Origin of the sequence: Streptomyces sp. NPDC020917, assembly GCF_044333795.1 — a bacterium.
Taxonomy (GTDB): Bacteria; Actinomycetota; Actinomycetes; order Streptomycetales; family Streptomycetaceae; genus Actinacidiphila.
In genome coordinates this window covers 312,290-334,937 of the sequence record NZ_JBIRRR010000008.1, presented here as the reverse complement: position 1 = coordinate 334,937, position 22,648 = coordinate 312,290, and the positions used below count along the sequence as shown (strand labels likewise).

The 22,648-nt window shown below is 73.8% G+C and carries 21 protein-coding genes; 8 read left to right on the top strand and 13 right to left on the bottom strand.

Annotation, left to right across the window (positions count from 1 at the left end):
• The first annotated feature begins 113 nt into the window (after window positions 1-113).
• Together ACH4TG_RS20280 and ACH4TG_RS20275 are read left to right on the top strand one after the other, a co-directional pair.
• Window positions 114-1,454, top strand: a complete 1,341-nt coding sequence (locus ACH4TG_RS20280) for a UDP-glucose dehydrogenase family protein (RefSeq protein ID WP_398243745.1) — start codon at window positions 114-116, stop codon at window positions 1,452-1,454.
• Between the two features lie 156 nt (window positions 1,455-1,610).
• Window positions 1,611-2,465 (top strand): hypothetical protein, encoded by an 855-nt coding sequence (locus ACH4TG_RS20275; protein ID WP_398243744.1) that lies wholly within the window; start codon window positions 1,611-1,613, stop codon window positions 2,463-2,465.
• 155 nt (window positions 2,466-2,620) lie between these two features.
• On the opposite strand, the gene ACH4TG_RS20270 is transcribed toward ACH4TG_RS20275, so the two are convergent.
• Entirely contained in the window at window positions 2,621-3,181 is a 561-nt protein-coding gene (locus ACH4TG_RS20270; protein ID WP_398243742.1) for a CGNR zinc finger domain-containing protein, read from the bottom strand.
• Between the two features lie 93 nt (window positions 3,182-3,274).
• Between ACH4TG_RS20270 and ACH4TG_RS20265 the strand changes: the two genes are divergently transcribed.
• Both ACH4TG_RS20265 and ACH4TG_RS20260 read left to right on the top strand, forming a co-directional pair.
• Complete coding sequence (locus ACH4TG_RS20265) at window positions 3,275-3,646, top strand: VOC family protein (RefSeq protein WP_398243741.1); 372 nt, start codon at window positions 3,275-3,277, stop codon at window positions 3,644-3,646.
• Between the two features lie 221 nt (window positions 3,647-3,867).
• Window positions 3,868-4,794 (top strand): YbhN family protein, encoded by a 927-nt coding sequence (locus tag ACH4TG_RS20260; RefSeq protein ID WP_398243740.1) that lies wholly within the window; start codon window positions 3,868-3,870, stop codon window positions 4,792-4,794.
• 42 nt (window positions 4,795-4,836) lie between these two features.
• On the opposite strand, the gene ACH4TG_RS20255 is transcribed toward ACH4TG_RS20260, so the two are convergent.
• The 3 genes from ACH4TG_RS20255 to ACH4TG_RS20245 are packed head-to-tail and all read right to left on the bottom strand — an operon-like array spanning window position 4,837 to window position 7,721.
• Window positions 4,837-6,033 carry a dipeptidase gene (locus ACH4TG_RS20255; RefSeq protein WP_398243739.1) on the bottom strand — a complete coding sequence of 399 codons (1,197 nt, stop codon included), beginning with the start codon at window positions 6,031-6,033 and terminating at the stop codon, window positions 4,837-4,839.
• 10 nt (window positions 6,034-6,043) lie between these two features.
• On the bottom strand, window positions 6,044-6,598 hold the full coding sequence (gene purE / locus ACH4TG_RS20250; protein WP_398243738.1) for a 5-(carboxyamino)imidazole ribonucleotide mutase: 555 nt from the start codon (window positions 6,596-6,598) through the stop codon (window positions 6,044-6,046).
• The gene (locus ACH4TG_RS20245) at window positions 6,591-7,721 is read right to left on the bottom strand and encodes a 5-(carboxyamino)imidazole ribonucleotide synthase (protein ID WP_398243794.1); all 1,131 of its coding nucleotides are present in this window, start codon (window positions 7,719-7,721) and stop codon (window positions 6,591-6,593) included. Before ACH4TG_RS20245 ends, purE begins: the two co-directional genes overlap by 8 nt.
• Before the next feature lie 256 nt (window positions 7,722-7,977).
• Between ACH4TG_RS20245 and ACH4TG_RS20240 the strand changes: the two genes are divergently transcribed.
• Window positions 7,978-8,505, top strand: a complete 528-nt coding sequence (locus ACH4TG_RS20240) for a GtrA family protein (protein ID WP_398243737.1) — start codon at window positions 7,978-7,980, stop codon at window positions 8,503-8,505.
• Between the two features lie 80 nt (window positions 8,506-8,585).
• On the opposite strand, the gene ACH4TG_RS20235 is transcribed toward ACH4TG_RS20240, so the two are convergent.
• Together ACH4TG_RS20235 and ACH4TG_RS20230 are read right to left on the bottom strand one after the other, a co-directional pair.
• Window positions 8,586-9,851 carry an ATP-binding protein gene (locus ACH4TG_RS20235; protein ID WP_398243736.1) on the bottom strand — a complete coding sequence of 422 codons (1,266 nt, stop codon included), beginning with the start codon at window positions 9,849-9,851 and terminating at the stop codon, window positions 8,586-8,588.
• A gap of 12 nt (window positions 9,852-9,863) precedes the next feature.
• Window positions 9,864-10,538: a response regulator transcription factor gene (locus ACH4TG_RS20230; RefSeq protein ID WP_398243735.1), complete on the bottom strand. Its 675-nt coding sequence runs from the start codon at window positions 10,536-10,538 to the stop codon at window positions 9,864-9,866.
• 300 nt (window positions 10,539-10,838) lie between these two features.
• Between ACH4TG_RS20230 and ACH4TG_RS20225 the strand changes: the two genes are divergently transcribed.
• Window positions 10,839-12,371 (top strand): peptide MFS transporter, encoded by a 1,533-nt coding sequence (locus ACH4TG_RS20225; RefSeq protein WP_398243734.1) that lies wholly within the window; start codon window positions 10,839-10,841, stop codon window positions 12,369-12,371.
• 125 nt (window positions 12,372-12,496) lie between these two features.
• On the opposite strand, the gene ACH4TG_RS20220 is transcribed toward ACH4TG_RS20225, so the two are convergent.
• Window positions 12,497-12,991 carry a carboxymuconolactone decarboxylase family protein gene (locus ACH4TG_RS20220; RefSeq protein WP_398243733.1) on the bottom strand — a complete coding sequence of 165 codons (495 nt, stop codon included), beginning with the start codon at window positions 12,989-12,991 and terminating at the stop codon, window positions 12,497-12,499.
• A 47-nt stretch (window positions 12,992-13,038) separates the two neighbouring features.
• On the opposite strand from ACH4TG_RS20220, the gene ACH4TG_RS20215 reads away from it, so the two are divergent.
• On the top strand, window positions 13,039-14,598 hold the full coding sequence (locus ACH4TG_RS20215; RefSeq protein ID WP_398243732.1) for a PLP-dependent aminotransferase family protein: 1,560 nt from the start codon (window positions 13,039-13,041) through the stop codon (window positions 14,596-14,598).
• Window positions 14,599-14,707: 109 nt separating this feature from the next.
• Here ACH4TG_RS20215 and ACH4TG_RS20210 read toward each other — a convergent pair whose 3' ends face one another.
• Window positions 14,708-15,217 carry an ATP-binding protein gene (locus tag ACH4TG_RS20210; protein ID WP_398243731.1) on the bottom strand — a complete coding sequence of 170 codons (510 nt, stop codon included), beginning with the start codon at window positions 15,215-15,217 and terminating at the stop codon, window positions 14,708-14,710.
• A gap of 143 nt (window positions 15,218-15,360) precedes the next feature.
• Window positions 15,361-15,729 carry an STAS domain-containing protein gene (locus ACH4TG_RS20205; protein WP_398243729.1) on the bottom strand — a complete coding sequence of 123 codons (369 nt, stop codon included), beginning with the start codon at window positions 15,727-15,729 and terminating at the stop codon, window positions 15,361-15,363.
• A 186-nt stretch (window positions 15,730-15,915) separates the two neighbouring features.
• Here ACH4TG_RS20205 and ACH4TG_RS20200 point away from each other — a divergent pair, with 186 nt between their 5' ends.
• Window positions 15,916-16,893 (top strand): RNA polymerase sigma factor SigF, encoded by a 978-nt coding sequence (locus tag ACH4TG_RS20200; protein ID WP_398243728.1) that lies wholly within the window; start codon window positions 15,916-15,918, stop codon window positions 16,891-16,893.
• 161 nt (window positions 16,894-17,054) lie between these two features.
• Here the strand turns inward: ACH4TG_RS20200 and hutI are convergent, their stop codons facing one another.
• The 4 genes from hutI to hutU all read right to left on the bottom strand — a co-directional run bounded on the left by hutI (window position 17,055) and on the right by hutU (window position 22,552).
• The gene (gene hutI, locus ACH4TG_RS20195; RefSeq protein ID WP_398243727.1) at window positions 17,055-18,254 is read right to left on the bottom strand and encodes an imidazolonepropionase; all 1,200 of its coding nucleotides are present in this window, start codon (window positions 18,252-18,254) and stop codon (window positions 17,055-17,057) included.
• 25 nt (window positions 18,255-18,279) lie between these two features.
• On the bottom strand, window positions 18,280-19,638 hold the full coding sequence (locus ACH4TG_RS20190; protein ID WP_398243726.1) for a formimidoylglutamate deiminase: 1,359 nt from the start codon (window positions 19,636-19,638) through the stop codon (window positions 18,280-18,282).
• A complete protein-coding gene (locus ACH4TG_RS20185) occupies window positions 19,629-20,825 on the bottom strand; it encodes an allantoate amidohydrolase (RefSeq protein ID WP_398243793.1) in 1,197 nt (398 codons plus the stop codon). Before ACH4TG_RS20185 ends, ACH4TG_RS20190 begins: the two co-directional genes overlap by 10 nt.
• 62 nt (window positions 20,826-20,887) lie before the next feature.
• Window positions 20,888-22,552, bottom strand: a complete 1,665-nt coding sequence (hutU, locus tag ACH4TG_RS20180) for a urocanate hydratase (protein WP_398243725.1) — start codon at window positions 22,550-22,552, stop codon at window positions 20,888-20,890.
• Window positions 22,553-22,648: the final 96 nt, after the last annotated feature.

Sequence of the window (22,648 nt, the reverse complement as noted above, 5' to 3'; positions counted from 1 at the left end):
CCCCCACCCGACCCGCCCCGTAGATCCGCCATGCGACCTATGCACGCATTGTGGCCCTCCGCCTTCCCCCGCACCCCTGATTTGGCCGAGCCGGTGCCGACTATGCTCGGCCCATGTCTTTGAAGCTCACCGTGATCGGACTCGGCTACCTCGGCGCCACCCATGCCGCCGCCATGGCCGAGCTCGGGTTCGAGGTCCTGGGCCTCGACATCGACCCTGCGAAGACCGAACTGCTGGCGGCCGGAAAGACGCCGATGTACGAGCCCGGTCTGGAGGAGCTGCTGGCCCGGCACGTCGCCGGGATCGAGGGCTCCAGCGGGCGGCTGCGCTTCACCGACTCCTGGGAGGAGCTGGCCGGCTTCGGCGACGTCCACTTCGTCTGCGTGAACACCCCGCAGAAGCACGGCGAGTACGCCTGCGACATGAGCTACGTGGACAGCGCCTTCGCCATGCTGGCCCCGCACCTGCGGGAGCCCGCGCTGGTGGTCGGCAAGTCGACGGTGCCGGTGGGCAGCGCCGCCCGGCTCGCGCGCACGCTGCGGGAGCAGGCGCCGGCGGGCGAGGACGTGGAGCTGGCCTGGAACCCGGAGTTCCTGCGCGAGGGCTTCGCCGTGCAGGACACGCTGCACCCGGACCGGATCGTCGTCGGGGTGGCCGGCGGGCGCGCCGAGGAGCTGCTGCGCGAGGTGTACGCCACGCCCCTCGCCGAGGGCACCGCGTTCGTGGTGGCGGACTACCCGACGTCCGAGCTGGTGAAGACCGCCGCGAACGCGTTCCTCGCCACGAAGATCTCCTTCATCAACGCGATGGCCGAGGTGTGCGAGGCCGCGGACGGCGACGTCGTCAAGCTGGCCGAGGCGATCGGCCACGACGACCGGATCGGCCGCAAGTTCCTGCGGGCCGGTATCGGCTTCGGCGGCGGCTGCCTGCCCAAGGACATCCGGGCGTTCATGGCGCGGGCCGGCGAGCTGGGCGCCGACCAGGCGCTGACGTTCCTGCGCGAGGTCGACTCGGTCAACATGCGGCGCCGCACGCACATGGTGGACATGGCCAGGGACGCGGTCGGCGGCGGCTTCCTGGGCCGCCGGATCGCGGTGCTCGGCGCGACCTTCAAGCCGGACTCCGACGACGTGCGGGACTCCCCCGCCCTCAACGTCGCCGGGCAGATCCATCTTCAGGGCGGCCAGGTCACCGTCTACGACCCCAAGGGCATGGACAACGCCCGGCTGCTCTTCCCGACGCTCGGCTACGCGCCCACCGCGCTGGACGCGGTGCGCGGCGCCGACGCGGTGCTGCACCTCACCGAATGGCGGGAGTTCCGCGAGCTGGACCCGGCCGCGCTGGCGGAGGTCGCCGGCCGGCGCATCGTGCTCGACGGCCGCAACGCGCTGGACCCGGAGCTGTGGCGCAAGGCCGGCTGGACCTTCCGCGCCATGGGCCGGCCCGAGGCGTAGCGGCGGGCACCGCGCCTTCGGCACAGATTCCGTAGTGGCCCGGCATAGAAGCGGTAAAGCCGCCCGGCTGCGGCGCTGACCCCCCTCGCTGATCGTCTACAGTCCTGTAGACGATCAGCTGTGGCGCACCCGCGCCGGAGAGGCGGGGGTCGCCCCATGGAGCAGTCAGGACAGCCCGGTTACGGCAACGCGGTGGCCGCGGACACCGCGGGTCCGGCCCGCCATCGGCGCACCCCGGCCGCCGCCCCGGCGCGGGCGTGGGGCAAGGTGCCGGTGCAGATCACCGCCTGGTTCTGGCTGACCAAGGTGCTGACCACCGGCATGGGCGAGACCACCTCGGACTTCCTGGGGCGCGCGCTCAACCCGGCGGTCGCCGGCGCGATCGGCCTGCTGGGCCTGGTGGGCGCGCTGCTGCTGCAGTTCAGGACGCCGCGCTACTCGCCGTGGATCTACTGGTTCGCGGTCGTCATGGTCAGCGTGTTCGGCACGATGGCCGCCGACGTCGTCCACGTCATCGCCGGCGTGCCGTACGCGGTGTCGACGGTCGCGTTCGCGGTGCTGCTGGCCGTGGTGCTGGTCGCCTGGCACCGCAGCGAGGGCACGCTGTCGATCCACAGCATCACCACCCCGCGCCGGGAGCGCTTCTACTGGGCGACCGTGCTCACCACGTTCGCGCTGGGCACGGCCTGCGGCGACCTGACCGCGGGCACCCTGCACCTGGGCTACTTCTCCTCCGGCGTGCTGTTCACCGTGGCGATCGCGGTCCCCGCCCTCGCCCGGGTGATGGGCCTCAACGCGGTGGCCGCCTTCTGGTGGGCCTACGTGCTGACCCGGCCGCTGGGCGCGTCCTTCGCCGACTGGATGGGCGTGCCGACCCACCGCGGCGGCCTGGGCTGGGGCACCGGCCCGGTCTCGCTCGCACTGGCCGCCCTCATCGTGGTGGCCGTCGGCTACCTGGCGGTCGAGCACCGCAGGTCGGACGCCGCGGCGGAGACCTCGCCGCTCGGCTGACCCGGCCGCCCCGCACCTCCCCCGCCGGCGCCCGCGCCACTCAGGCGCCGTCACGGCACGGGCGCCCGGCAGAGCACGGGCGCGGGCGCGGGCGCGGGCCAAGCGTGGGCATCGGAAGAGCGCGGGCGCCGCGGGACCCGGCCGCCCGGCGATGCTCACGTGCCCGCGCGGCGCCGGCGGTAGCTGCGCATCTTCGCCCGGCTGCCGCAGATCGCCATCGTGCACCAGCGGCTGCGCCCGGCCGGGCTGCGGTCGTAGTAGGCCCAGCGGCACTCCTCGGACGCGCAGGCCTTCAGCCGCTGCCAGGTGCCGGCCGCGACGGCCCCGGCGACCGCGGCGGCCACCGCGGCGGTGAGCGCCGCCAGCCCGGAGAGCCCGTCCGCCGGCCGCACCGCGGCGCCGCCCTCCGCGTCGGCCACCAGCCGCAGCTGCCCCGCCGCCAGCAGCGTGTTCAGCACGCCGAGCACGTCGGGCGGAACGTCCACCCCGGCGTGCGACGAGCACACGTCGCGCAGCGCCTCGCGCAGTACCAGCGCCCCTGCCAGCGCCTCCGCGTCCAGCGGCCCGGCGGCGATGCCGCGCGCCCGCACCCACGCCGTCAGGTCGGCGGGCGCCCGCCACTCCTCCGCCCCGCCCTCCAGGTCGACCGTGTTGACCAGGTCCTGCACCAGATCGAGGGGGGCGGGCGCGGGATCGCGTACTCCAGGCTGCTCCACCCTTGCGACGTTACCTCCGTACGGCCATGATGGAGTAACGGTTACCGGCTGACACCCATACACCGGTAACGCCATGCCGCGAAAGGAGCTCCCATGATCGGCACCCTGGGCTCGGTGGTCCTGGACAGCCGCGACCCCAAGGCCCTGGCCGCCTTCTACGCCGAGGTGCTCGGCGGCACCATCACGGCCGAGGACGACGGCAGTTGGGTGGACCTGGAGAACGAGGGGCGGCAGAACCTGTCGTTCCAGCTCGCACCGGACCTCATCCCACCCGCCTGGCCGGACCCCGCACGCCCGCAGCAGTTCCACCTCGACATCGCCGTGGAGCGCGCGCAGATGGACGCCGCGGAGAAGCGGGTGCTCGACCTGGGCGCGAAGCTGCTGGAGGGCGACGGCGACGGCGCCCGCAACTGGCGGGTCTACGCGGACCCGGAGGGGCACCCGTTCTGTCTCTGCGCCTGCTGAGCGCAGTGCCTTCCCGCTCGTGAGAAGGGGGCGCGTCCCGGCCGTCGAGCCGGGCGCGCCCCCGCGCGGTCACCGCCCCCACTACCACCCGTCGTCACCCGGACGCCGTACCGTAGCCCGATGGGTGGAAGCTGCTGCTGCCTTCAGCAGAGCCGACGAGGGGACCTCCGACAGCGGTGGCCGTAACGACAACTCCGCCGCCGCAGCGGCGGCGCCGAAGCGTGCCGTGGCGCACGCTCGCCGGACTGCTGCCGGCGCTGCTGGTCGGGGCCTGGATGGCCGGGCACTGGTCGGTGATGGCCGACGGCGGCCGCGACCTGATGGCCGCGCATCTCGGCTGGCTGCTGGCGGCGCTGGCCGCCACCGCCCTGGGCTGGGTCGCCAACGCCTGCGCCCGGCAGGGCACCGTGCACGAGCGCCTGCCGGTCCTGCTGCTGGTGGTCACCCAGTTCGCGTCGACCGCCGCGGGCCAGCTCGCCCCGGCGGGGATCGGTGCGAGCGCGGTCAACCTGCGGTTCCTCCGCGCGCACGGCCTGCCGCTGATGCGGACCTCGGCCGCCCTCGCGCTGTACTCGCTGGCCGAGTCGATCAGCCGGGTCACCCTGCTGCTGGCGCTGCTGGTGGCGTTCCCGCACGCGCTGCACACCGCGGGCCTGCTGCCCGGCCGCTCGGGCCTGCTGCTGGTGGCGGTGATCGCGGCGGTCGTGCTGCTGGCCGCTGTCGCGGTGCTGGCCTCGATGCGGCGGGTGCGTGCCGCGGTCCGGATCTTCCTGGTCGCCGCGCTGGCCGACCTGCGGTCGCTGCACGGCCGCCCGTCCCGGGCGCTGGCGCTGTGGGGCGGGTCGCTGGCCTTCCCGGTGCTGCAGGCGGCGTCGATGTCGGCGGTGGCGCTGGCGCTCGACATGCCGGTGCCGGCCGTGCACGTGGCGATCGCCTACCTCGCGGCCACCTGCCTGGCGGCGCTGGTCCCCAGCCCCGGCGGCATAGGGTCGGTCGACGCCGCCCTGGCGCTGGCGCTGGTCGCGGCCGGTTCGCCGACCGCGACCGCGGCCTCCGCGGTGCTGGGCTTCCGCATCGTCACCGTGTGGCTGCCGCTGGTCCCGGCCGCGGTGGCGCTGTCCGCGCTGATCCGGCGCAAGGTGCTGTGACGCGCCCACGGGCGGGCGCGTCGCGCGGCCCGGCGGCAGAGACTAGTTCGGAGTGCCGCCATCCAGGTCGGCGAGCGTCGCCACCGACGGCCCGCGCTTGCCCTGCAGGGTGCGCGCCGCGGACTCCGCGTCCCGCAGCACGCGGACGGCGTTGCGCCAGGTGAGCCGCGCCAGGTCGTCGTCGGACCAGCCGCGCCGCAGGAGTTCGGCGATCAGCTGCGGGTAGGAGGCGACGTCCGGCAGGTCGCCGGGTGTGAACGCGGTGCCGTCGTAGTCGCCGCCCAGGCCGATGTGGTCGACGCCCGCCACCTCGCGCATGTGGTCCAGGTGGTCGGCGACGGTCGCGGCGGTCGCCATCGGCCGCGGGTGCGCCTCCTCGAACGCGCGCTGCACCGCGATGCCCTCGGGCGTGGTGTCCAGGGCGTGGAACCCGTGGTCGCGCATGTTGGCGTCGGCCCGCAGCGTCCACTCGATGGCCGCGGGCAGGATGAACTTCGGCACGAACGTCGCCATCGCGACACCGCCGTTGCCGGGCAGGGCGGCGAGCACGTCGTCGGGGATGTTGCGGACGTGGTCGCAGACCGCGCGGGCCGAGGAGTGCGAGAAGAGCACCGGGGCCTCCGCCACCCGCAGCGCGGCGCGCATGGTGTCCGGGGAGACGTGCGAGAGGTCCACCAGCATGCCCAGGCGGTTCATCTCCCGGACGACCTCCTCGCCGAAGGCGGTGAGGCCGCCGGGCACCGGCGCGTCGGTCGCCGAGCCGGCCCAGGCGGTGTTGTCGTTGTGGGTGAGCGTCATGTAGCGCACGCCCAGCTCGTACAGGCTGCGCAGCACGCCCATCGAGTCGTCGATGCTGTGCCCGCCCTCGGCGCCCATCAGCGAGGCGATCCGGCCGCCCGCCCGGGCCGCCTCCATGTCGTCGGCGGTCAGGGCGAGCTGCAGGTCGCCGGCGTGGCGCTCGGTCATCCGCCGCACCACGTCGATCTGTTCCAGGGTCGCGGTGACCGCGTCCGCCCCGGTCAGCTCGGTGGAGACGTACACCGACCAGAACTGCGCGCCCACCCCGCCGGCCCGCAGCCGCGGGATGTCGGTGTGGGTGCGGGCGCTCTGGTCGGCCGCGATGTCGAGCCGGTCCAGGTCGTACGAGACCTGCTTGCGCAGCGCCCACGGAAGGTCGTTGTGCCCGTCCACGACGGGATGGGCGGCGAGCAGGTCACGGGCGCGTGCGAGGAGGTCCATGCAGGAGAGCCTATTGGCCGAACCCGAAGGCCGGCGCACCCGACACCTTCGCGCGCAGCCGCCGGCCCTTCTCGGTCGCCTGCTCGGTCAGCGACTCCTGGAACTCCCGCATCCGGCCGAGCAGTTCGGGGTCGTGGGCGGCGATGATGCGCACCGCGAGCAGTCCGGCGTTGCGGGCGCCGCCGATGGAGACGGTGGCGACCGGCACCCCGGCCGGCATCTGCACGATGGACAGCAGCGAGTCCATGCCGTCGAGGTACTTCAGCGGCACCGGGACGCCGATGACCGGCAGCGGCGTGACGGACGCGAGCATGCCCGGCAGGTGCGCGGCGCCGCCGGCGCCCGCGATGACCGCCTTCAACCCGCGGTCGGCGGCCTGCTCGCCGTACTCCACCATCTCGTGCACCATGCGGTGCGCGGACAGCACGTTGACCTCGTAGGGGACGGCGAACTCCTCGAGCGCCTGGGCCGCGGCCTCCATCACCGGCCAGTCGGAGTCGGAGCCCATCGCGATGCCGACCAGCGGGGTGCGGCCCGCACCGGTCTGCTCCGGCTCTTCACTCATCGATCGTCCCTCGCAGGTATCCGGCCGCGTGGGCGGCGCGCTCGCGCACGTCGGCCAGGTCGTCGCCGTAGGTGTTGACGTGGCCGACCTTGCGGCCGGGCTTCACGTCCTTGCCGTACATGTGGATCTTCAGCCCCGGGTCGCGGGCCATGCAGTGCAGGTAGGCCGGGTACATGTCGGGGAAGTCGCCGCCGAGCACGTTGGCCATGACCGTCCAGCGGGCCCGCGGGCGCGGGTCGCCGAGCGGGAGGTCGAGGACGGCCCGCAGGTGGTTGGCGAACTGGGAGGTGACCGCGCCGTCCATGGTCCAGTGGCCGCTGTTGTGCGGGCGCATGGCCAGCTCGTTGACGAGCACCGCGGGGCTGCCGTCCGGGCGCCGGACCTCGAACAGCTCGACGGCCAGGTGCCCGACGACGCCGAGCTCGCGGGCGATGGTCAGGGCGAGCTGCTGGGCGTGCGCGGACAGCTCGTCGGACAGGCCGGGCGCCGGCGCGATCACGGTGTCGCAGACGCCGTCGACCTGGACGGACTCCACGACGGGGTAGGAGACGGCCTGGCCGTGCGGCGACCGCACCACGTTCGCGGCCAGCTCCCGGACGAAGTCGACCTTCTCCTCGGCGAGCACCGGCACCCCGGCGCGGAACGGCTCGGCGGCCTCCGCCTCGGAGCGGACGACCCACACGCCCTTGCCGTCGTAGCCGCCGCGGACGGTCTTCAGCACCACCGGGTAGCCGTCGCCCTCCGCGGCGAACCGCGAGACGTCCGCCGGGTCGGCGACGATCCGGTGCCGCGGGCAGGGCACGCCGATCGCGTCGAGCCTGGCCCGCATGACGCCCTTGTCCTGGGCGTGCGCCAGTGCCTCGGGGCCGGGCCGCACCACGACGCCGTCGGCCTCCAGGACGCGCAGGTGCTCACCGGGCACGTGCTCGTGGTCGAAGGTGAGGACGTCGCAGCCGGCGGCGAAGGCCCGCAGCGTCTCCAGGTCGCGGTAGTCGCCGACAGTGACGTCGGCCACAACCTGGGCGGCGGAGTCCTGCGGCGTGTCGCTGAGGATCCTGAAGCGGATACCGAGGGGGATGCCCGCCTCGTGGGTCATACGGGCGAGCTGGCCGCCGCCGACCATGCCGACTACGGGGAATGTCACGGTTCTTCCTGCCGAGGGGTACGCGGATGGCACGAGGGGACCAGTGCGCGTCCTAGCCCCGCCGGATGGCATTTACCAGGGTATCCGCCGTACGACCGCACGAACAACGAGCCGTGATCGCCGTAGGATCGCACCACGTGGTTAGCATGAGGGGGTTGTACCCGTCCCCGCACCGGGACCGCGAGCAGTTCGAGGCCAGGTGCCCGCTCCCCACAGACAGGGCCGAACGATCACCATGAGCGGACTGCGCGCGCTGCGTTCGAACGTGATGCTGCTGCGCCGGGAGATCGCCAAGTTCGGCGTGGTGGGCGGCGCCGGCGTCGCGGTGAACATCGGCGTGTTCAACCTGATCATGCACAACACCGGGCTCCAGACGGTGCGCTCCTCGATCATCGCCACGGTCGTCTCGATCGTCTTCAACTACCTGGGCTTCCGCTACTTCACCTACCGGGACCGCGACAAGGCCGGGCGCACCCGCGAGATGGGCCTGTTCCTGCTGTTCAGCGCGATCGGCCTGGTGATCGAGAACGGCATCCTCTACCTGGCGACGTACGGCTTCGGCTGGGACAGCGCGCTGCAGGCCAACATCTTCAAGTTCCTCGGCATCGGGGTCGCGACCCTGTTCCGCTTCTGGTCGTACCGCACCTGGGTGTTCCGGGCGATGCCCGGCGCGGTCCAGCAGGCCGAGGCCATACTGGCCGAGTCCCGCGCGAAGGAGCAGCCCGACGGCGGCGCGAACGCCCCGGCGAAGAAGCGGCTGTGACCGGGCGGCCGGCACGGGCCGCGGTGGTCCGCGGGCGGTGAACGCCCGCCGCCGGGGCCGCGCGGGGGACGGGGCTCCCGTCAGCCGATGACCTCGCCGTGCGGCGGCTCCGGGGCGCTCTCCTGCGCCAGGAACAGCGCGAAGACCGGCGGCCGGTGCTGGAGCAGCTCCAGCCGCCCGCCGTCCGCCTCGGCCAGGTCGCGGGCGACGGCCAGGCCCAGCCCGGTGGAGTTGCGGCCGCTGACCGACCGCTCGAAGACCCGCGTGCCGAGGTCCGGGGGCACCCCGGGACCGTCGTCGCTCACCTCCACCACGGCCTGGGTGCCGGTGACCCGGGTGTGCAGGGTGACCCTGCCCGCGCCGTGCATCAGCGCGTTCTCGATCAGGGTGGCCAGCACCTGGGCGACCGCGCCCGGCGTGCCGACCGCCCTCAGCCCGCGGGCCCCGGACAGCACCATCGAGCGGCCTTCGCCCTGGTAGGCCGGGCGCCACTCCTCCACCTGCTGCCGGATCACCTCGTCCAGGTCGAAGTCCACCGCGGAACCGCTGCGCGGGTCGCGGGAGTTGGTCAGCAGCCGCTGCACGACGTCGGTGAGCCGCTCGACCTGGCCGAGCGCGATGGTCGCCTCCTCCTTGACCGTCTCGTGGTCGTCGGTGGCGACGATCTCCTCCAGCCGCATCGACAGCGCGGTCAGCGGGGTGCGCAGCTGGTGCGAGGCGTCGGCGGCCAGCCGGCGTTCGGCGGTGAGCATCCGCCCGATGCGCTCGGCGCTGGCGTCCAGCACGTCGGCGATCCGGTCCAGCTCGGGCACGCCGTAGCGGCGGTGCCGCGGCCGCGGATCGCCGGAGCCCAGCCGCTCTGCGGTCTCGGCGAGGTCGGTGAGCGGGCTGGTCAGCCGCCGGGCCTGCAGCACGGCCAGCACGACGGCGGCCAGCACGGCCAGCAGCGCCACCGCCAGGATCACCAGCAGGGTGCGGCCGATCTCCTGGCTGACGGTGGAGCGGGACTCCTCGACGGTGACCGACTCGCCGTGGTCGCCGCGCTGGGTGGAGGTCAGCACCGCGCCCTTGGGCCGGGTGCCCAGCCGCACCTCGGCATGGCCGGGGACCCGGACGACGGCGAACCGGTCGTCGGCGATCTGCCGGTCCAGGCCCTTGGCGTCGATGGACTCGCCGGCCAGGATGCGGTTCTCCACGATCCCGGTCAGCCGTACCGCCTCGGACTCCACGCCGTCCCTGGCGGTGCTCTCGATGGCGTGGCTCTCCACCAGCACCAGGGACAGGCCGAAGACGCCGATGACGACGAGCACCACGGCAAGCGTGGAGGCGATCAGCCGGCGTCGCATCGGGGCGCGGGATCAGTTCTTCTCGAAGCGGAAGCCCACACCGCGGACGGTGGAGATGAAGCGGGGGTTGCCCGCGTCGTCGCCGAGCTTCTTGCGCAGCCAGGAGATGTGCATGTCGAGGGTCTTGGTGGACGACCACCAGGTGGTGTCCCACACCTCGCGCATCAGCTGCTCGCGGGTGACCACCCGGCCGGCGTCCCGCACCAGGACCCGCAGCAGGTCGAACTCCTTGGCGGTGAGCTGCAGTTCGTCGTCGCCCATCCAGGCGCGGTGCGACTCCACGTCGATCCGCACGCCGTGGGTGGAGGGCTGGGACGGCTCGGTGGTGCCGCGCCGCAGCAGGGCCCGGACCCGGGCGAGCAGTTCGGCGAGGCGGAACGGCTTGGTGACGTAGTCGTCGGCGCCGGCGTCCAGCCCGACGACCGTGTCGACCTCGTCGGCGCGGGCGGTGAGCACCAGGACCGGGAAGGAGTGGCCCTCGGTGCGGATGCGCCGGCAGACGTCGAGGCCGTCCATGCCGGGCAGGCCCAGATCGAGCACCACCAGGTCGACGGCGCCCAGCAGCGCGGTCTCCAGTGCGGTGGGTCCGTCCTCGCGCACCTCGACCTCGTAGCCCTCACGGCGTAGTGCGCGTGCGAGCGGCTCCGAGATGGATGCGTCGTCCTCGGCCAGAAGTACGCGGGTCATGGGCTTGATGGTAGTCCGCACGGAGCAGCCGCGACCGGGAGGTGCCGAGAGCCGTGGACCTCGGCCCGGACCCTGCTCCTCGTGAGCTTGGTCACACAACGTGACGCACGTCGCATAATCGCCCATACCACACATCTGGGTGTCATACAGTATTAAACGCCCGTTCATGGATAGTCATGCAGCCGTCCGGAAACGGAGCAGTCCTGCCGCGGAGCCCGGCCTGGCGACGACGCCGTGCCGCCCGGTGCCGCGGCATCCCGGTCCCGTTTCCGCGGGGCCTTCCCCACGAGGACTCAGCACATGGCGACCAGCCTGACGACGAAGGACGCCCGCGAGCACGCCACCGGCGCGCCCTCCGGCCGCACCTTCTTCGGCCACCCCCGCGGTCTGGCCACCCTCTTCATGACCGAGATGTGGGAGCGCTTCAGCTTCTACGGTATGCGCGCGCTGCTGCCGCTCTACCTCATCGCGGGCGGCCCTGCCGCGGGCAAGGGCTCCCAGGCCGGCGGCCTGGCCATGAACGCGGCGACCGCGACGGCCATCTACTCCATCTACATGGCGATGGTCTACCTGCTCGCCATGCCCGGCGGCTGGTTCGGCGACCGCGTGTGGGGGCCGCGCAAGACGGTGGCCGTCTCGGCGGGGATCATCATGGCCGGCCACCTCACCCTGGCGCTGCCCGGCGAGGGCCCGTTCTTCGCCGGCCTGGCGCTGGTCGCGCTCGGCTCGGGCCTGCTGAAGGCCAACATCTCCACGATGGTCGGCCACCTCTACGACGGCCCCGACGACCCGCGCCGCGACGGCGGCTTCACCGTCTTCTACATGGGCATCAACATCGGTGCCTTCGCCGCGCCGCTGGTGATCGGCACGGTCGGCCAGAACTACAGCTGGCACCTGGGCTTCGCGCTGGCCGCGGCCGGCATGGCTCTGGGCCTGCTGCAGTTCCTGATCGGCACCCGGCACCTGAACCCGCGCAGCAGCGTCGTCCCGAAGCCGCTGAGCCGCGCCGAGCGCACGTCGGTGCTGCGCAAGGGCCTGGGCTGGCTGATCGCCGCCACCGCGTTCTACTCGGTGGTCGTGCTGACCGGCACGTACACGCTGAACTGGGCGCTGGTGCCGATCACCGTCGTCGGCCTGGTCATCCCGGTCGCGGTGCTGGTGCGGATCAAGCGGGACCGGGAGCTGTCGCAGTCCGACCAGTCGAAGATGACCGGCTACATCTGGTTCTTCGTGGCCGCCGCCGTGTTCTGGATGATCTACGACCAGGGCGGATCGACGATGTCGATCTTCGGCGACACCAAGGCGTCCGGCGAGCTGTTCGGCATCGGCTTCCCGTCGTCCTGGTACCAGTCGGTGAACCCGCTGTGGATCATGGCGCTGGCCCCGGTCATCGCGTGGGGCTGGATGTGGCTGGCCCGGCGCAACCAGGAGCCGAGCACCACGGTGAAGTTCGCCCTGGGCCTGGTCCTGATCGGCGTGTCCTTCTTCGTCTTCGTGGTGCCGATGGCGCTCGCCACCGGCGACACCAAGGTCAGCCCGATGTGGCTGGTCGGCGTCTACCTGGTCCAGACCGTCGGCGAGCTGTGCCTGTCGCCGGTGGGCCTGTCGGTGACGACCAAGATGGCGCCGGCCAAGTACGGCAGCCAGATGATGGGCGTGTGGTTCCTCGCGGTCACCGCGGGCGACTGCACCACCAGCCTGCTGTCCCTGGCGGGCGTGAACCTCAACGGCAGCGGCACGGTGGCGCTGGAGGCGGCGCTGGCCTGCATCGCCGGCTACGCCGTGTGGATGTTCCGCGGGCGCGTCACGTCCCTGATGGGCAACGTGCGCTGACCGCCGGCGCGGGCCGTCCGCGGACCTGCCGCAGACCGCCGCGGGCGGGCACCGGAATTCCGGTGCCCGCCCGTTCGCCGTCCGCGCGCGTTCGCCGTCCCCGTCCGGCACCGGCCCGGCACGGCTCAGCCCAGCGGCCAGGGGCGGGCGACGGCGCCCAGCCGGTTCCAGGCGTTGATGACGGTGATCGTCCAGATCAGCTCGGCCAGCTCGGTCTCGTCGAACTGGGCGGCGGCGCGGGCGAACACCTCGTCGCCGACGTGCCCGTCGGTCAGGCGGGTGGCCGCCTCGGTCAGCTCCAGGGCGGCCCGCTCCCGCGCGGTGAAGAAGGGCGTCTCGCGCCACACCGGCAGCGCGTACAGCCGCCGCTCGCTCTCCCCCGCCTCCCGGGCGTCCTTGGAGTGGGTGTCCACGCAGTACGCGCAGCCGTTGAGCTGCGAGGCGCGCGCCCGGACCAGCTCCAGCAGCGAGCCTTCGAGCCCCACCTCGCGCGAGGCGGCGTCGAGGGCGTTCATGGCCCGGTTGATGTGCGGCGCGAGGGTGTCGACGGCGAGGCGGACGGGCGGGACGACGATCGTGGACGGGGAAGCGGCGGCGTTCTCGATGCTCTGTGTGCTCATGGCCTCGACGCTACGGCGCGAGTGGACCCACGATAAGGTCCAGTTCCATGGCTGATTCCTGGCCCACTTCCGACCCGTCCGGTCCGCTGCCCGCGTCGTCCGGGGCTGCGTCGTCCGGGTCCGCGGATTCCGGGCCCACGGATTCCGGGCCCGAGGCTTCCGGGCCCGCGTCGCCGGGCGTCGACCTGCATCTGGACCTGGCGGCGGCGCCGGGCTCCGGCGGCCGCCGGGCCGCGCTGGAGCGGGCGCTGCGGGACGCCGTCCAGGGCGGGCGGCTCGCCCCGGCCGCCCGGCTGCCGTCCACCCGGCGGCTCGCCGAGCAGCTCGGCCTGTCCCGCGGCACGGTGAAGGCCGCCTACGACCAGCTGATCGCCGAGGGCTACCTCACGGCGCGGCAGGGCTCGGGCACGGTCGTCGCCGAGCGCCCGGGCGCCCCGTCCCCGGCGCGGCCGCCGGCGTCCGGCGCTCAGCCGCCGCCGCGCCACGACCTGCGGCCCGGCAGCCCCGACGTCACCTCGTTCCCGGCCGCGGCCTGGCTGCGCGCCACCCGGCGGGCGCTGGCCGCCGCGCCCTCCGCCACGTTCGACTACGGCGACCCGCGCGGCACCCTCCAGCTGCGTACCGCGCTCGCCGGGTACCTCGGCCGGGCCCGCGGGGTGGTCGCCGACCCCGAGCGGATCGTGGTGACCTCCGGCTACGTCCAGGGGCTCGCGCTGCTGGTGGCCGTCGCGGCCCGGGTGGTGGCGATGGAGGACCCCGGGCTGCCGTTCCACCGCGAGGTGGTGCGCAGGAACGGCGGGCAGGTGGTGGCTTTGCCCACCGACGGCCGCGGCGCCCGCACCGGCCTGCTGGGCGGCGCGGTGGACGCCGGCGCGGTCGTGGTCACCCCGGCGCACCAGTACCCGACCGGCGTGACCCTGCACCCGTCCCGGCGGCACGCGCTGGCCGCCTGGGCCCGCAGCGGGGGCGGGCTGGTGATCGAGGACGACTACGACGGGGAGTTCCGCTACGACCGCCAGCCGGTCGGCGCGCTGCAGGGCATGGCGCCCGACCACGTGGTCTACCTCGGCACCGCCTCCAAGACGCTGGGTCCCGCGCTGCGGCTCGGCTGGATGGTGCTGCCGCCGCGGCTGGTCGGACCGGTCGCCGAGGCGAAGCTGTACGGCGACTTCCACACCGGGGCGATCGGGCAGCTGGCCCTGGCCGAGCTGATCGGGGACCACGGCTACGACCGGCATGTGCGCGCCGTCCGGCTGCGCTACCGCAGGCGCCGCGACCTGCTGGTGTCCCGGCTGGCCGGCCGGTACGCGCCGAGCGGGATCGCCGCGGGGCTGCACGCGCTGGTACGGCTCGATCCGCGGGGCCCGGACGAGGCCGAGGTGCGGCGGCGGGCCGCGCGGGCCGGGCTGGCGCTGGGCACGCTCGGTGACCACTGGCACACACCGGCCGGGGGCGGCGTCCAGGACGGGCCGCAGGACGCCGCCCTGGACGGCACCGCGGAATCCGCGCCGGACCGGCCGCAGGGCCTGATCATCGGGTACGGCACGCCGGGCGAGGGCGGCTATCCGGCCGCGCTGGACGCGCTGGTGCGGGTGCTGCGGGACTAGCCGGCGCTGCCGGACCAGGTGGTGGTCCAGGACCGGCTGGTGCTGCGGGACCGGCGCGGGCATGAGAGCGCCGGCGGGGCATCCGCCGACGGGGAGGTGCCGGGCTCGCTCAGGACGGTGCGGCGAGCTCCGCCCAGACGGTCTTGCCGGGGCGGTCGCCGTTGCGCACCACGCCCCAGTCCAGGCACAGCCGCTGGACGATGAACATGCCGTGGCCGCCGGGACGGCCGGAGCGGTGCGGGGTGCGGGGCGCCGGATCGCCGGTGCCGCCGTCCACGACCTCCATGCGCAGCGCCTTCGGGTGGCGCCACAGCCGCAGCTCCTCGGGGCCGCCGGCGTGCAGGCAGGCGTTGGTCACCAGCTCGGAGACGACCAGCAGCACGTCCTCGGCGGCGGCCCTGCGGTCGGCGGTGGACGCGGGCAGCCAGCCCCACTCGTGCAGGGCCTGGCGGGTGAAGTCGCGGGCCCGCGGCACGATGCCGCTCTCACCGGTGAGCGCCAGACTCAGCACCTGCTGCTGGTCGTGCGCCACCGCGTGCCCGTCCACCCCGGGACCCGCACCGGAGTCGCCCGTGTCCGGACCGCGGTCGTCCGCGGCGTAGGGCCGGGTGGTGCTCATCTCAGCCTCACCTCACGGATGTCCGGCGTGGGTCCGTCTGTCTCCTGCCCGGTCGATCTCCGGGAACACGTCCGCGGGGAGACAAAAGCCCGTGCCCCGCGGGTCACCTCAGCTGCGCGCAGCGCCCCCACCCGCACCCCGGCCTACTCCTGAAGTGCCTGGTCAAGCGTGTCGTGCACGGTGAAGACGGCTTCCGCGCCAGTGATCTCGAACACCCTGGCCACCGTCGGCTGCATCGCGGCGAGGTGCACTCCGCCGCCCATCTGCTCCGCCCGCAGCCGGGCGCCGAGCAGCACGTTGAGACCCGTGGAGTCGCAGAACACCAGGTTCGCGCAGTCCACCACGAGCCGGGAGACCCCGGCGTCCATGGCTTCGGCCAGCGGGCCCGACAGCAGTTCAGCGGTGTGGTGGTCCAGCTCACCCGACGGGGTGAGGACCGCCGACCTGCCGTGATGCCCCACCTCGACATGCAGCCTGCCGAGGTCGGCCGTTCCGACGGCCTCGCGGTCCATGTGCGCTCCTTCGTGATCCCGGTGAAGCGCTTTGACCCTACGCGTTCGCCGCACCCGACGGTAGTCGGCCTCTTTCGGGTCCTGAACTTGCGCCATCAGAGGGAAAAGCGGTAGGGGTGGAATACGGCTAAGGAGGCCCACGGCCACGGCACAGCCATCCGCCCGCCGCAAGAGAGGGATGAGCACATGACACCCCGGCTCGGCCTGGATCACGAGCAGGAACAGCAAGGGGCAGCGCCCGTCCGCGATAACACCGACAACACCGACAACGCTGACAACACCGAGAACACCGCGGTCACGGCGATCGCAGGAAGCGCCGAGAGCGCGGAGAGCGGGACGGAGAGGGACGCGCAGGCGGTACCCGACGGCCTGCCGGAGATCCCGCCGTACGACGAGATCGGCCCGGTGGACGCACGGGCCCTGTCCAAGACGCTCTTCGCCCGGCTGCAGGGGCTCGACGAGGGCACGCACGAGTACTCCTACGTGCGCAACACGCTGGTCGAGCTGAACCTGGCGCTGGTGAAGTTCGCCGCGTCGCGGTTCCGCACCCGCAGCGAGCCGATGGAGGACATCATCCAGGTCGGCACGATCGGGTTGATCAAGGCGATCGACCGGTTCGAGCTGAGCCGCGAGGTGGAGTTCCCGACCTTCGCGATGCCGACGATCGTCGGCGAGATCAAGCGCTTCTTCCGCGACACCAGCTGGTCGGTGCGGGTCCCGCGGCGGCTGCAGGAGCTGCGGCTCGACCTGGCCAAGGCCGGTGACGAGCTGGCGCAGCAGCTGGACCGCACCCCGACCGTCGCGGAGCTGGCCGACCGCCTCGGCCTGCCCGAGCACGAGGTCATCGAGGGCATGTCCGCCAGCAACGCCTACACGGCCAGCTCGCTGGACGCCCAGCCCGCCGAGGACGACCCGGAGGGCGCGCTGGCCGACCGGATCGGCTACGAGGACCACGACCTGGAGGGCGTGGAGTTCGTCGAGTCCCTCAAGCCCCTGATCGCGCAGCTGCCGCAGCGCGACCGGACCATCCTGAGCCTGCGGTTCGTCGGCAACCTGACGCAGTCCGAGATCGGCGAGGAGCTGGGCATCTCGCAGATGCACGTCTCCCGGCTGCTGAGCCGCACGCTGCTGCGGCTGCGCCGCGGGCTGCTGGTCGAGGAGTGAGACCCGGCCGCTCGGCATCCGGGACGTTGTCCGCCCGGCGGTGATACCGCCGGGCGGTGGTGTGTGTGCGCCCTGATGTGCGTGCGCCGTGGTGTGTGTGCCCTGGTGTGCGTGCGCCCCCGCCCGGTGAGCGCCGGGGAACCGCGCCCGGTGGGGCGCGCTCAGCGCCGGTAGGCCAGCTTCCCGCCGCGCCAGACCGCGCTCGTCAGCGGCACCCCCGGGCGGTAGGCGAGGTGGACGTGGCTGGGCGCGTCCAGCAGCTGCAGATCGGCCCGCGCACCGGCGGTGATGGTGCCGACGTCGTCGCGCCGCAGCGCGCGGGCGCCGCCGTACGTCGCGGCGTGCACCGCCTCGTCGGGCGTCATCCCCATGTCGCGGACCGCGACGGCGATGCAGAACGGCATCGAGCTGGTGAAGGACGAGCCGGGGTTGCAGTCGGTGGACAGCGCGACGGTGACGCCCGCGTCGAGCAGCCGGCGCGCGTCCGGGTAGACCGCCCGGGTGGAGAACTCCGCGCCGGGCAGCAGGGTCGCCACGGTGGCGCCGCCGCTGCCGGCCAGCGCGTCGACGTCGGCGTCCGTCAGGTGGGTGCAGTGGTCGGCCGAGGCGGCGCCGAGTTCCACCGCGAGCTGCACGCCGGGGCCGTGGGTGAGCTGGTTGGCGTGCACCCGGGGGGTCAGGCCGCGGGCCAGGCCGGCCTGGAGGACCGCACGGGCCTGGTCGCCGTCGAAGGCCCCCTGCTCGCAGAAGACGTCGACCCAGCGGGCGTGCGGGGCGCAGGCGTCGAGCATCTCTCCGGTGACCAGCGCGACATACCCGGCCGGGTCGCCGGCGAACTCCGGGGCGACGATGTGCGCGCCCAGATACGTGGTCTCCGGGGTGTGCTCGCGGGCGATCCGCAGGGCGCGGGCCTCGTCGTGGGTGGTGAGGCCGTAGCCGGACTTGGTCTCGACGGTGGTGGTGCCCTGCCGCAGCGCCTCGGCCACATAACGGCCGACAGCCGCCGACAGCTCGTCGTCGGACGCGGCGCGGGTCGCGGCGACGGTGGTGCGGATCCCGCCGGCGCTGTAGGGGCGGCCGGACATCCGGGCGGCGAACTCGGCGGTGCGGTCGCCGGCGAACACCAGGTGGGAGTGGGAGTCGACGAACCCCGGCAGCAGCGCGCGGCCGCCCACGTCGACCGCGTTGTCCGTGGCGGGTGCGCCGGCGGCCGGGCCGGCCCAGGCGACGCGGTCACCCTGGACGACCACCGCGGCGTCGCGGAGCAGTCCCAGCGGGCCGGAGGCGGGGTCGGCGCCGGGGAGCGACGGATCGTTGGTGACCAGGCTGCCGATGTGGGTGATGAGCGTGCTGGCCGTCATGGCCGTCGTTCTCCGTTTCCTCGGGTCAGCCGGTGGTCGCGCCGTGGGTGGCGGTGGTGATCGCGGCGGCCAGCGCCGCCGGCACGTCGTCGATCAGCTGGTGCTGCCCGTCGCGGACGACGTGCCGGCCACCGACTACGGTGTGCCGCACGTCGGCCGCGGTCGCGGCGAACACCGCGGTCTCGGCGCCGAGCCGGGGCGGCGGTCCCGCGGTGCGCACCGAGTCCAGCGCGACCGTGGTGAAGTCGGCGAGGGCACCCGCCTCCAGCCGGCCGGCGTCCGGCCAGCCGAGGCAGGCGTGGCCGTCCTCGGTGGCGGCGCGCAGCAGCTGGGCGGCGGTCCAGTGGCCGCGGGTGCGGCTGCGCAGCCGCTCGTCGAGTTCCAGCGCCCGCGCCTCCTCCAGCAGGTCGATCACCGCGTGGCTGTCGCTACCCAGGCTCAACGGGCTTCCTGCGCGCCGCAGTTGGGGCGCCGGGCCGATGCCGTCCGCCAGGTCCCGCTCGGTGGTGGGGCACATGCACACGGTGCTGCCGGCCCGGCCGAGCAGGGAGATGTCCTCGCCGGTGAGGTGGGTGGCGTGCACGGCGGTGGTGAGCGGGCCCCAGAAGCCGGAGTCGGCGAGCAGGCGGGCGGGGGTGCGGCCGTGGGCGGCGACGCACGCCTCGTTCTCGGCCGGCTGCTCGGACAGGTGGATGTGGGTGGGCACGTCGCGGGTCCACTCGGCGAACGCCTTGTAGCCGTCGCGGTCGGAGAACGCCCGCACCGAGTGCAGGGCCGCGCCGATCCTGGCGTGCTCTCCGCCCTCGAGCTGCGACCAGCGCGCGTGCCAGCGCTCGGCCGTGCCGTCGCCGAACCGGGCCTGCGTCCCCTCCAGCGGGCGGTAGCCGCCGCGGGACAGGCCGCCGTGCAGGTAGGCGGTGTCCAGCAGGGTGATCCGGATGCCGGCCTCGGCGGCGGCCGCGATCAGCGCCTGCCCCATCGCGTTGGGGTCGGAGTAGGGGACGCCGCCCGGCTGGTGGTGCAGGTAGTGGAACTCGCCGACGCAGGTGATCCCGGCCAGCGCCATCTCGCCGTACACCGCGCGGGCCAGCGCGAAGTACGAGTCGGGGGTGAGGTGGAAGGCGACCGAGTACATGATGTCGCGCCAGGTCCAGAAGGTGCCGGTGCCGACCTGCACGGTGCCGCGCAGGGCGCGGTGGAAGGCGTGGCTGTGGGCGTTGGCCAGGCCGGGCAGGGTCAGCCCGCGCAGCACGGTGGCCCCCGGCGGCGGCGCGGGCGCCTCGGTGCGCAGCTCGGTGATCCGGCCGTCGGTCGCGGTCAGCGCGACGCCCGGTTCCACCCGGCTGCCGAGCCAGGCGTGTTCCAGCCAATACGTCACCTGCACGCGAGACCCTCCAGTACGTCGGCCAGTGCCGTCACCCCGGCCGTGCAGTCGTCCTCGGCCGCCGATTCCGCCGGGGAGTGCGAGACGCCCGTGGGGTTCCGTACGAACAGCATGGCGGTCGGCACCGCGGCCGAGAGGATTCCGGCGTCGTGTCCCGCGCCGGTGGGCAGAACGGGTGCCGGGGCGTCCGGGCTGACCAGGCCGGCGAGCGTGTCGCGCAGCTGGTGGGCGAACTCCACCACCGGGGTGAAGGACTCCCGGGTGACCCGCACGTCCACCCCGTCGCGGGCGCCGCGTTCGTGCGCCGCCTGCTCGATCGCGGCGACCACGGCGGCCAGGGTGTCCTCGTCGGCGGCCCGCGAGTCCAGCCAGCCCCTGACCAGGGACGGGATGGCGTTGACGCCGTTGGGTTCGACGGCCACCTTGCCGAAGGTGGCCAGCGCGCCGGCCAGCCGGGCCTTCTTGCGGGCCGTGAGCACGGTGGTGGCGTAGGTGAGCATCGGGTCGCGGCGGTCCTCGAGCCGGGTGGTGCCGGCGTGGTTGGCCTGGCCGTGGAAGTCGAACCGCCAGCGGCCGTGCGGCCAGATCGCCGACGCCACGCCGACCGGGTTGCCGCCGAGGTCGAGGGCGCGGCCCTGCTCGATGTGCAGCTCGACGAACGCGCCGATGCGGGCGAGGCGTTCGGGGTCGGGGCCGATGGCGTCCGGGTCGTGGCCGGCCGCCTCCATGGCCTGCGGCAGGCTCACCCCGTCGGCGTCGCGCAGCTCGTGCGCCTGGCGCGGGGTGAGCTGGCCCGCGGTCAGGCGGGAGCCGACGCAGGCGAGTCCGAAGCGGGCGCCCTCCTCGTCGCCGAAGTTCACCACCGCCAGCGGCGCGGCCGGCCGGGCGCCGCGGGCCCGCAGCTCGTCGAGGGCGGCGAACGCGGCGACCACGCCGAGCGGCCCGTCGAACGCGCCGCCGTCGGGCACCGAGTCCAGATGGGAGCCGGTGACGACGGCGCCGCCCTGGGACGGATCGCCGAGCCAGGCCCACTGGTTGCCGTTCCGGTCGACCTCGTAGGCCAGGCCGCGGGCGGTGGCCTCCTGCCGGAACCAGGCCCGGCAGTCCGTGTCGGCCGCGGTCCAGGCGTAGCGGCGGTAGCCGCCGGACCCCGGGTGCCGGCCGATCGGGAGCAGGTCGCGCCACATGCCGTGGAAGCCGCTGCCGCCGCCGGTGGTGCCGGGGGCGGTCGTGCCGGGTGCGCCGCCGGTCACCGGTCGCCGCCCTCCCGCATGGGGACGCGCACCCCGCGGTCGGCGGCGACCTCGTCGGCGCGGTCGTAGCCGGCGTCGACGTGGCGGATGACGCCCATGCCGGGGTCGTTGGTCAGCACGCGGCGGATCTTCTCGCCGGCCAGCACGGTGCCGTCGGCGACGGTGACCTGCCCGGCGTGGATCGAGCGGCCGATGCCGACGCCGCCGCCGTGGTGGATCGACACCCACGAGGCGCCGGAGGCCACGTTGACCATCGCGTTGAGCAGCGGCCAGTCCGCGATGGCGTCCGAGCCGTCCAGCATCGCCTCGGTCTCCCGGTACGGGGAGGCCACCGAGCCGCAGTCCAGGTGGTCGCGGCCGATCACGATCGGGGCCTTGAGGGTGCCGTCGGCGACCATCTCGTTGAACCGCTCGCCCGCTCGGTCCCGCTCGCCGTAGCCCAGCCAGCAGATCCGGGCCGGCAGGCCCTGGAAGTGGACCCGCTCGCCGGCCATCCGGATCCAGCGGGCCAGCGAGTCGTTCTCCGGGAACAGGTCGAGGATCGCGCGGTCGGTGGCCGCGATGTCGGCGGGGTCGCCGGACAGCGCCGCCCAGCGGAATGGGCCCTTGCCCTCGCAGAACAGCGGCCTGATGTAGGCGGGGACGAAGCCGGGGAAGGCGAACGCTCGCTCGTAACCCGCGAGTTGGGCCTCTCCGCGGATGGAGTTGCCGTAGTCGAAGACCTCGGCGCCGGCGTCCTGGAAGCCGACCATGGCCTCCACGTGCCGGGCCATGGACTCCCGCGCCCGCTGGGTGAACTCGGCGGGCTTGTCCGCCGCCAGCGCGGCCATGTCGGCGAAGTCGACGCCCAGCGGCAGGTACGCCAGCGGGTCGTGGGCGGAGGTCTGGTCGGTGACGATGTCGATCGGGGCGCCCATGGCGAGCAGTTGCGGGACGAGTTCGGCGGCGTTGCCCAGCACGCCGATCGACAGCGGCCGGCGCTCGTCGCGGGCCTGTGTGGCCAGCCGCAGGGCGTGCTCCAGGGAGTCGGCCCGCACGTCGAGGTAGCGGTGCTCGATGCGGCGGGTGATGGCCCGCGGGTCGCAGTCGATGCACAGCACCACGCCGCCGTTCATGGTGACGGCGAGCGGCTGCGCGCCGCCCATGCCGCCGAGGCCGGCGGTGAGCGTGATCGTCCCGGCGAGGCTGCCGCCGAACTTCTTCTCGGCGACGGCGGCGAAGGTCTCGTAGGTGCCCTGCAGGATGCCCTGGGTGCCGATGTAGATCCACGAGCCGGCGGTCATCTGCCCGTACATGGTCAGGCCGAGCGCCTCCAGGCGGCGGAACTCCTCCCAGGTCGCCCAGTCGCCGACCAGGTTGGAGTTGGCGATGAGCACGCGCGGCGCCCACTCGTGGGTCTGCATCACGCCCACCGGCCGGCCGGACTGGACGAGCATCGTCTCGTCCTGCTTCAGGCCGCGCAGGGTGCGCACCATCGCGTCGAAGGAGTTCCAGTCCCGGGCGGCCTTGCCGGTCCCGCCGTAGACCACCAGCTTGTCGGGGTGCTCGGCCACCTCCGGGTCGAGGTTGTTCTGCAGCATCCGCAGCGCGGCTTCCTGCTGCCATCCCTGAGCGCTCAGCTCCGTGCCGCGCGGTGCGCGCACCGGCCTCGGTCCCGTCATCGGTCCGGCCTCCTCGTCGTGATGTCGTCCATTCACATCCTGATTGGCTGAATAGCTCTAGTCAACAAGGTCCGCCCAGTGGACCGGGTGGCGGCG

Coding starts and splice junctions, on each gene's coding strand:
- ACH4TG_RS20275 (WP_398243744.1), top strand. CDS start 1,611: ATGGAGCAGTCAGGACAGCCCGGTTACGGCAACGCGGTGGCCGCGGAC.
- ACH4TG_RS20230 (WP_398243735.1), bottom strand. CDS start 10,538: ATGACCCGCGTACTTCTGGCCGAGGACGACGCATCCATCTCGGAGCCG.
- ACH4TG_RS20185 (WP_398243793.1), bottom strand. CDS start 20,825: ATGTGGCGCGACCTGCTCCCGATCGGCCGGCACCCGGGGTCCGGCGGC.
- ACH4TG_RS20235 (WP_398243736.1), bottom strand. CDS start 9,851: ATGCGACGCCGGCTGATCGCCTCCACGCTTGCCGTGGTGCTCGTCGTC.
- hutU (WP_398243725.1), bottom strand. CDS start 22,552: ATGACGGGACCGAGGCCGGTGCGCGCACCGCGCGGCACGGAGCTGAGC.
- ACH4TG_RS20240 (WP_398243737.1), top strand. CDS start 7,978: ATGAGCGGACTGCGCGCGCTGCGTTCGAACGTGATGCTGCTGCGCCGG.
- purE (WP_398243738.1), bottom strand. CDS start 6,598: ATGAGTGAAGAGCCGGAGCAGACCGGTGCGGGCCGCACCCCGCTGGTC.
- ACH4TG_RS20255 (WP_398243739.1), bottom strand. CDS start 6,033: ATGGACCTCCTCGCACGCGCCCGTGACCTGCTCGCCGCCCATCCCGTC.
- ACH4TG_RS20210 (WP_398243731.1), bottom strand. CDS start 15,217: ATGAGCACCACCCGGCCCTACGCCGCGGACGACCGCGGTCCGGACACG.
- ACH4TG_RS20220 (WP_398243733.1), bottom strand. CDS start 12,991: ATGAGCACACAGAGCATCGAGAACGCCGCCGCTTCCCCGTCCACGATC.
- ACH4TG_RS20280 (WP_398243745.1), top strand. CDS start 114: ATGTCTTTGAAGCTCACCGTGATCGGACTCGGCTACCTCGGCGCCACC.
- ACH4TG_RS20205 (WP_398243729.1), bottom strand. CDS start 15,729: ATGGACCGCGAGGCCGTCGGAACGGCCGACCTCGGCAGGCTGCATGTC.
- ACH4TG_RS20215 (WP_398243732.1), top strand. CDS start 13,039: ATGGCTGATTCCTGGCCCACTTCCGACCCGTCCGGTCCGCTGCCCGCG.
- ACH4TG_RS20200 (WP_398243728.1), top strand. CDS start 15,916: ATGACACCCCGGCTCGGCCTGGATCACGAGCAGGAACAGCAAGGGGCA.
- ACH4TG_RS20225 (WP_398243734.1), top strand. CDS start 10,839: ATGGCGACCAGCCTGACGACGAAGGACGCCCGCGAGCACGCCACCGGC.
- hutI (WP_398243727.1), bottom strand. CDS start 18,254: ATGACGGCCAGCACGCTCATCACCCACATCGGCAGCCTGGTCACCAAC.
- ACH4TG_RS20265 (WP_398243741.1), top strand. CDS start 3,275: ATGATCGGCACCCTGGGCTCGGTGGTCCTGGACAGCCGCGACCCCAAG.
- ACH4TG_RS20245 (WP_398243794.1), bottom strand. CDS start 7,721: ATGGTCGGCGGCGGCCAGCTCGCCCGTATGACCCACGAGGCGGGCATC.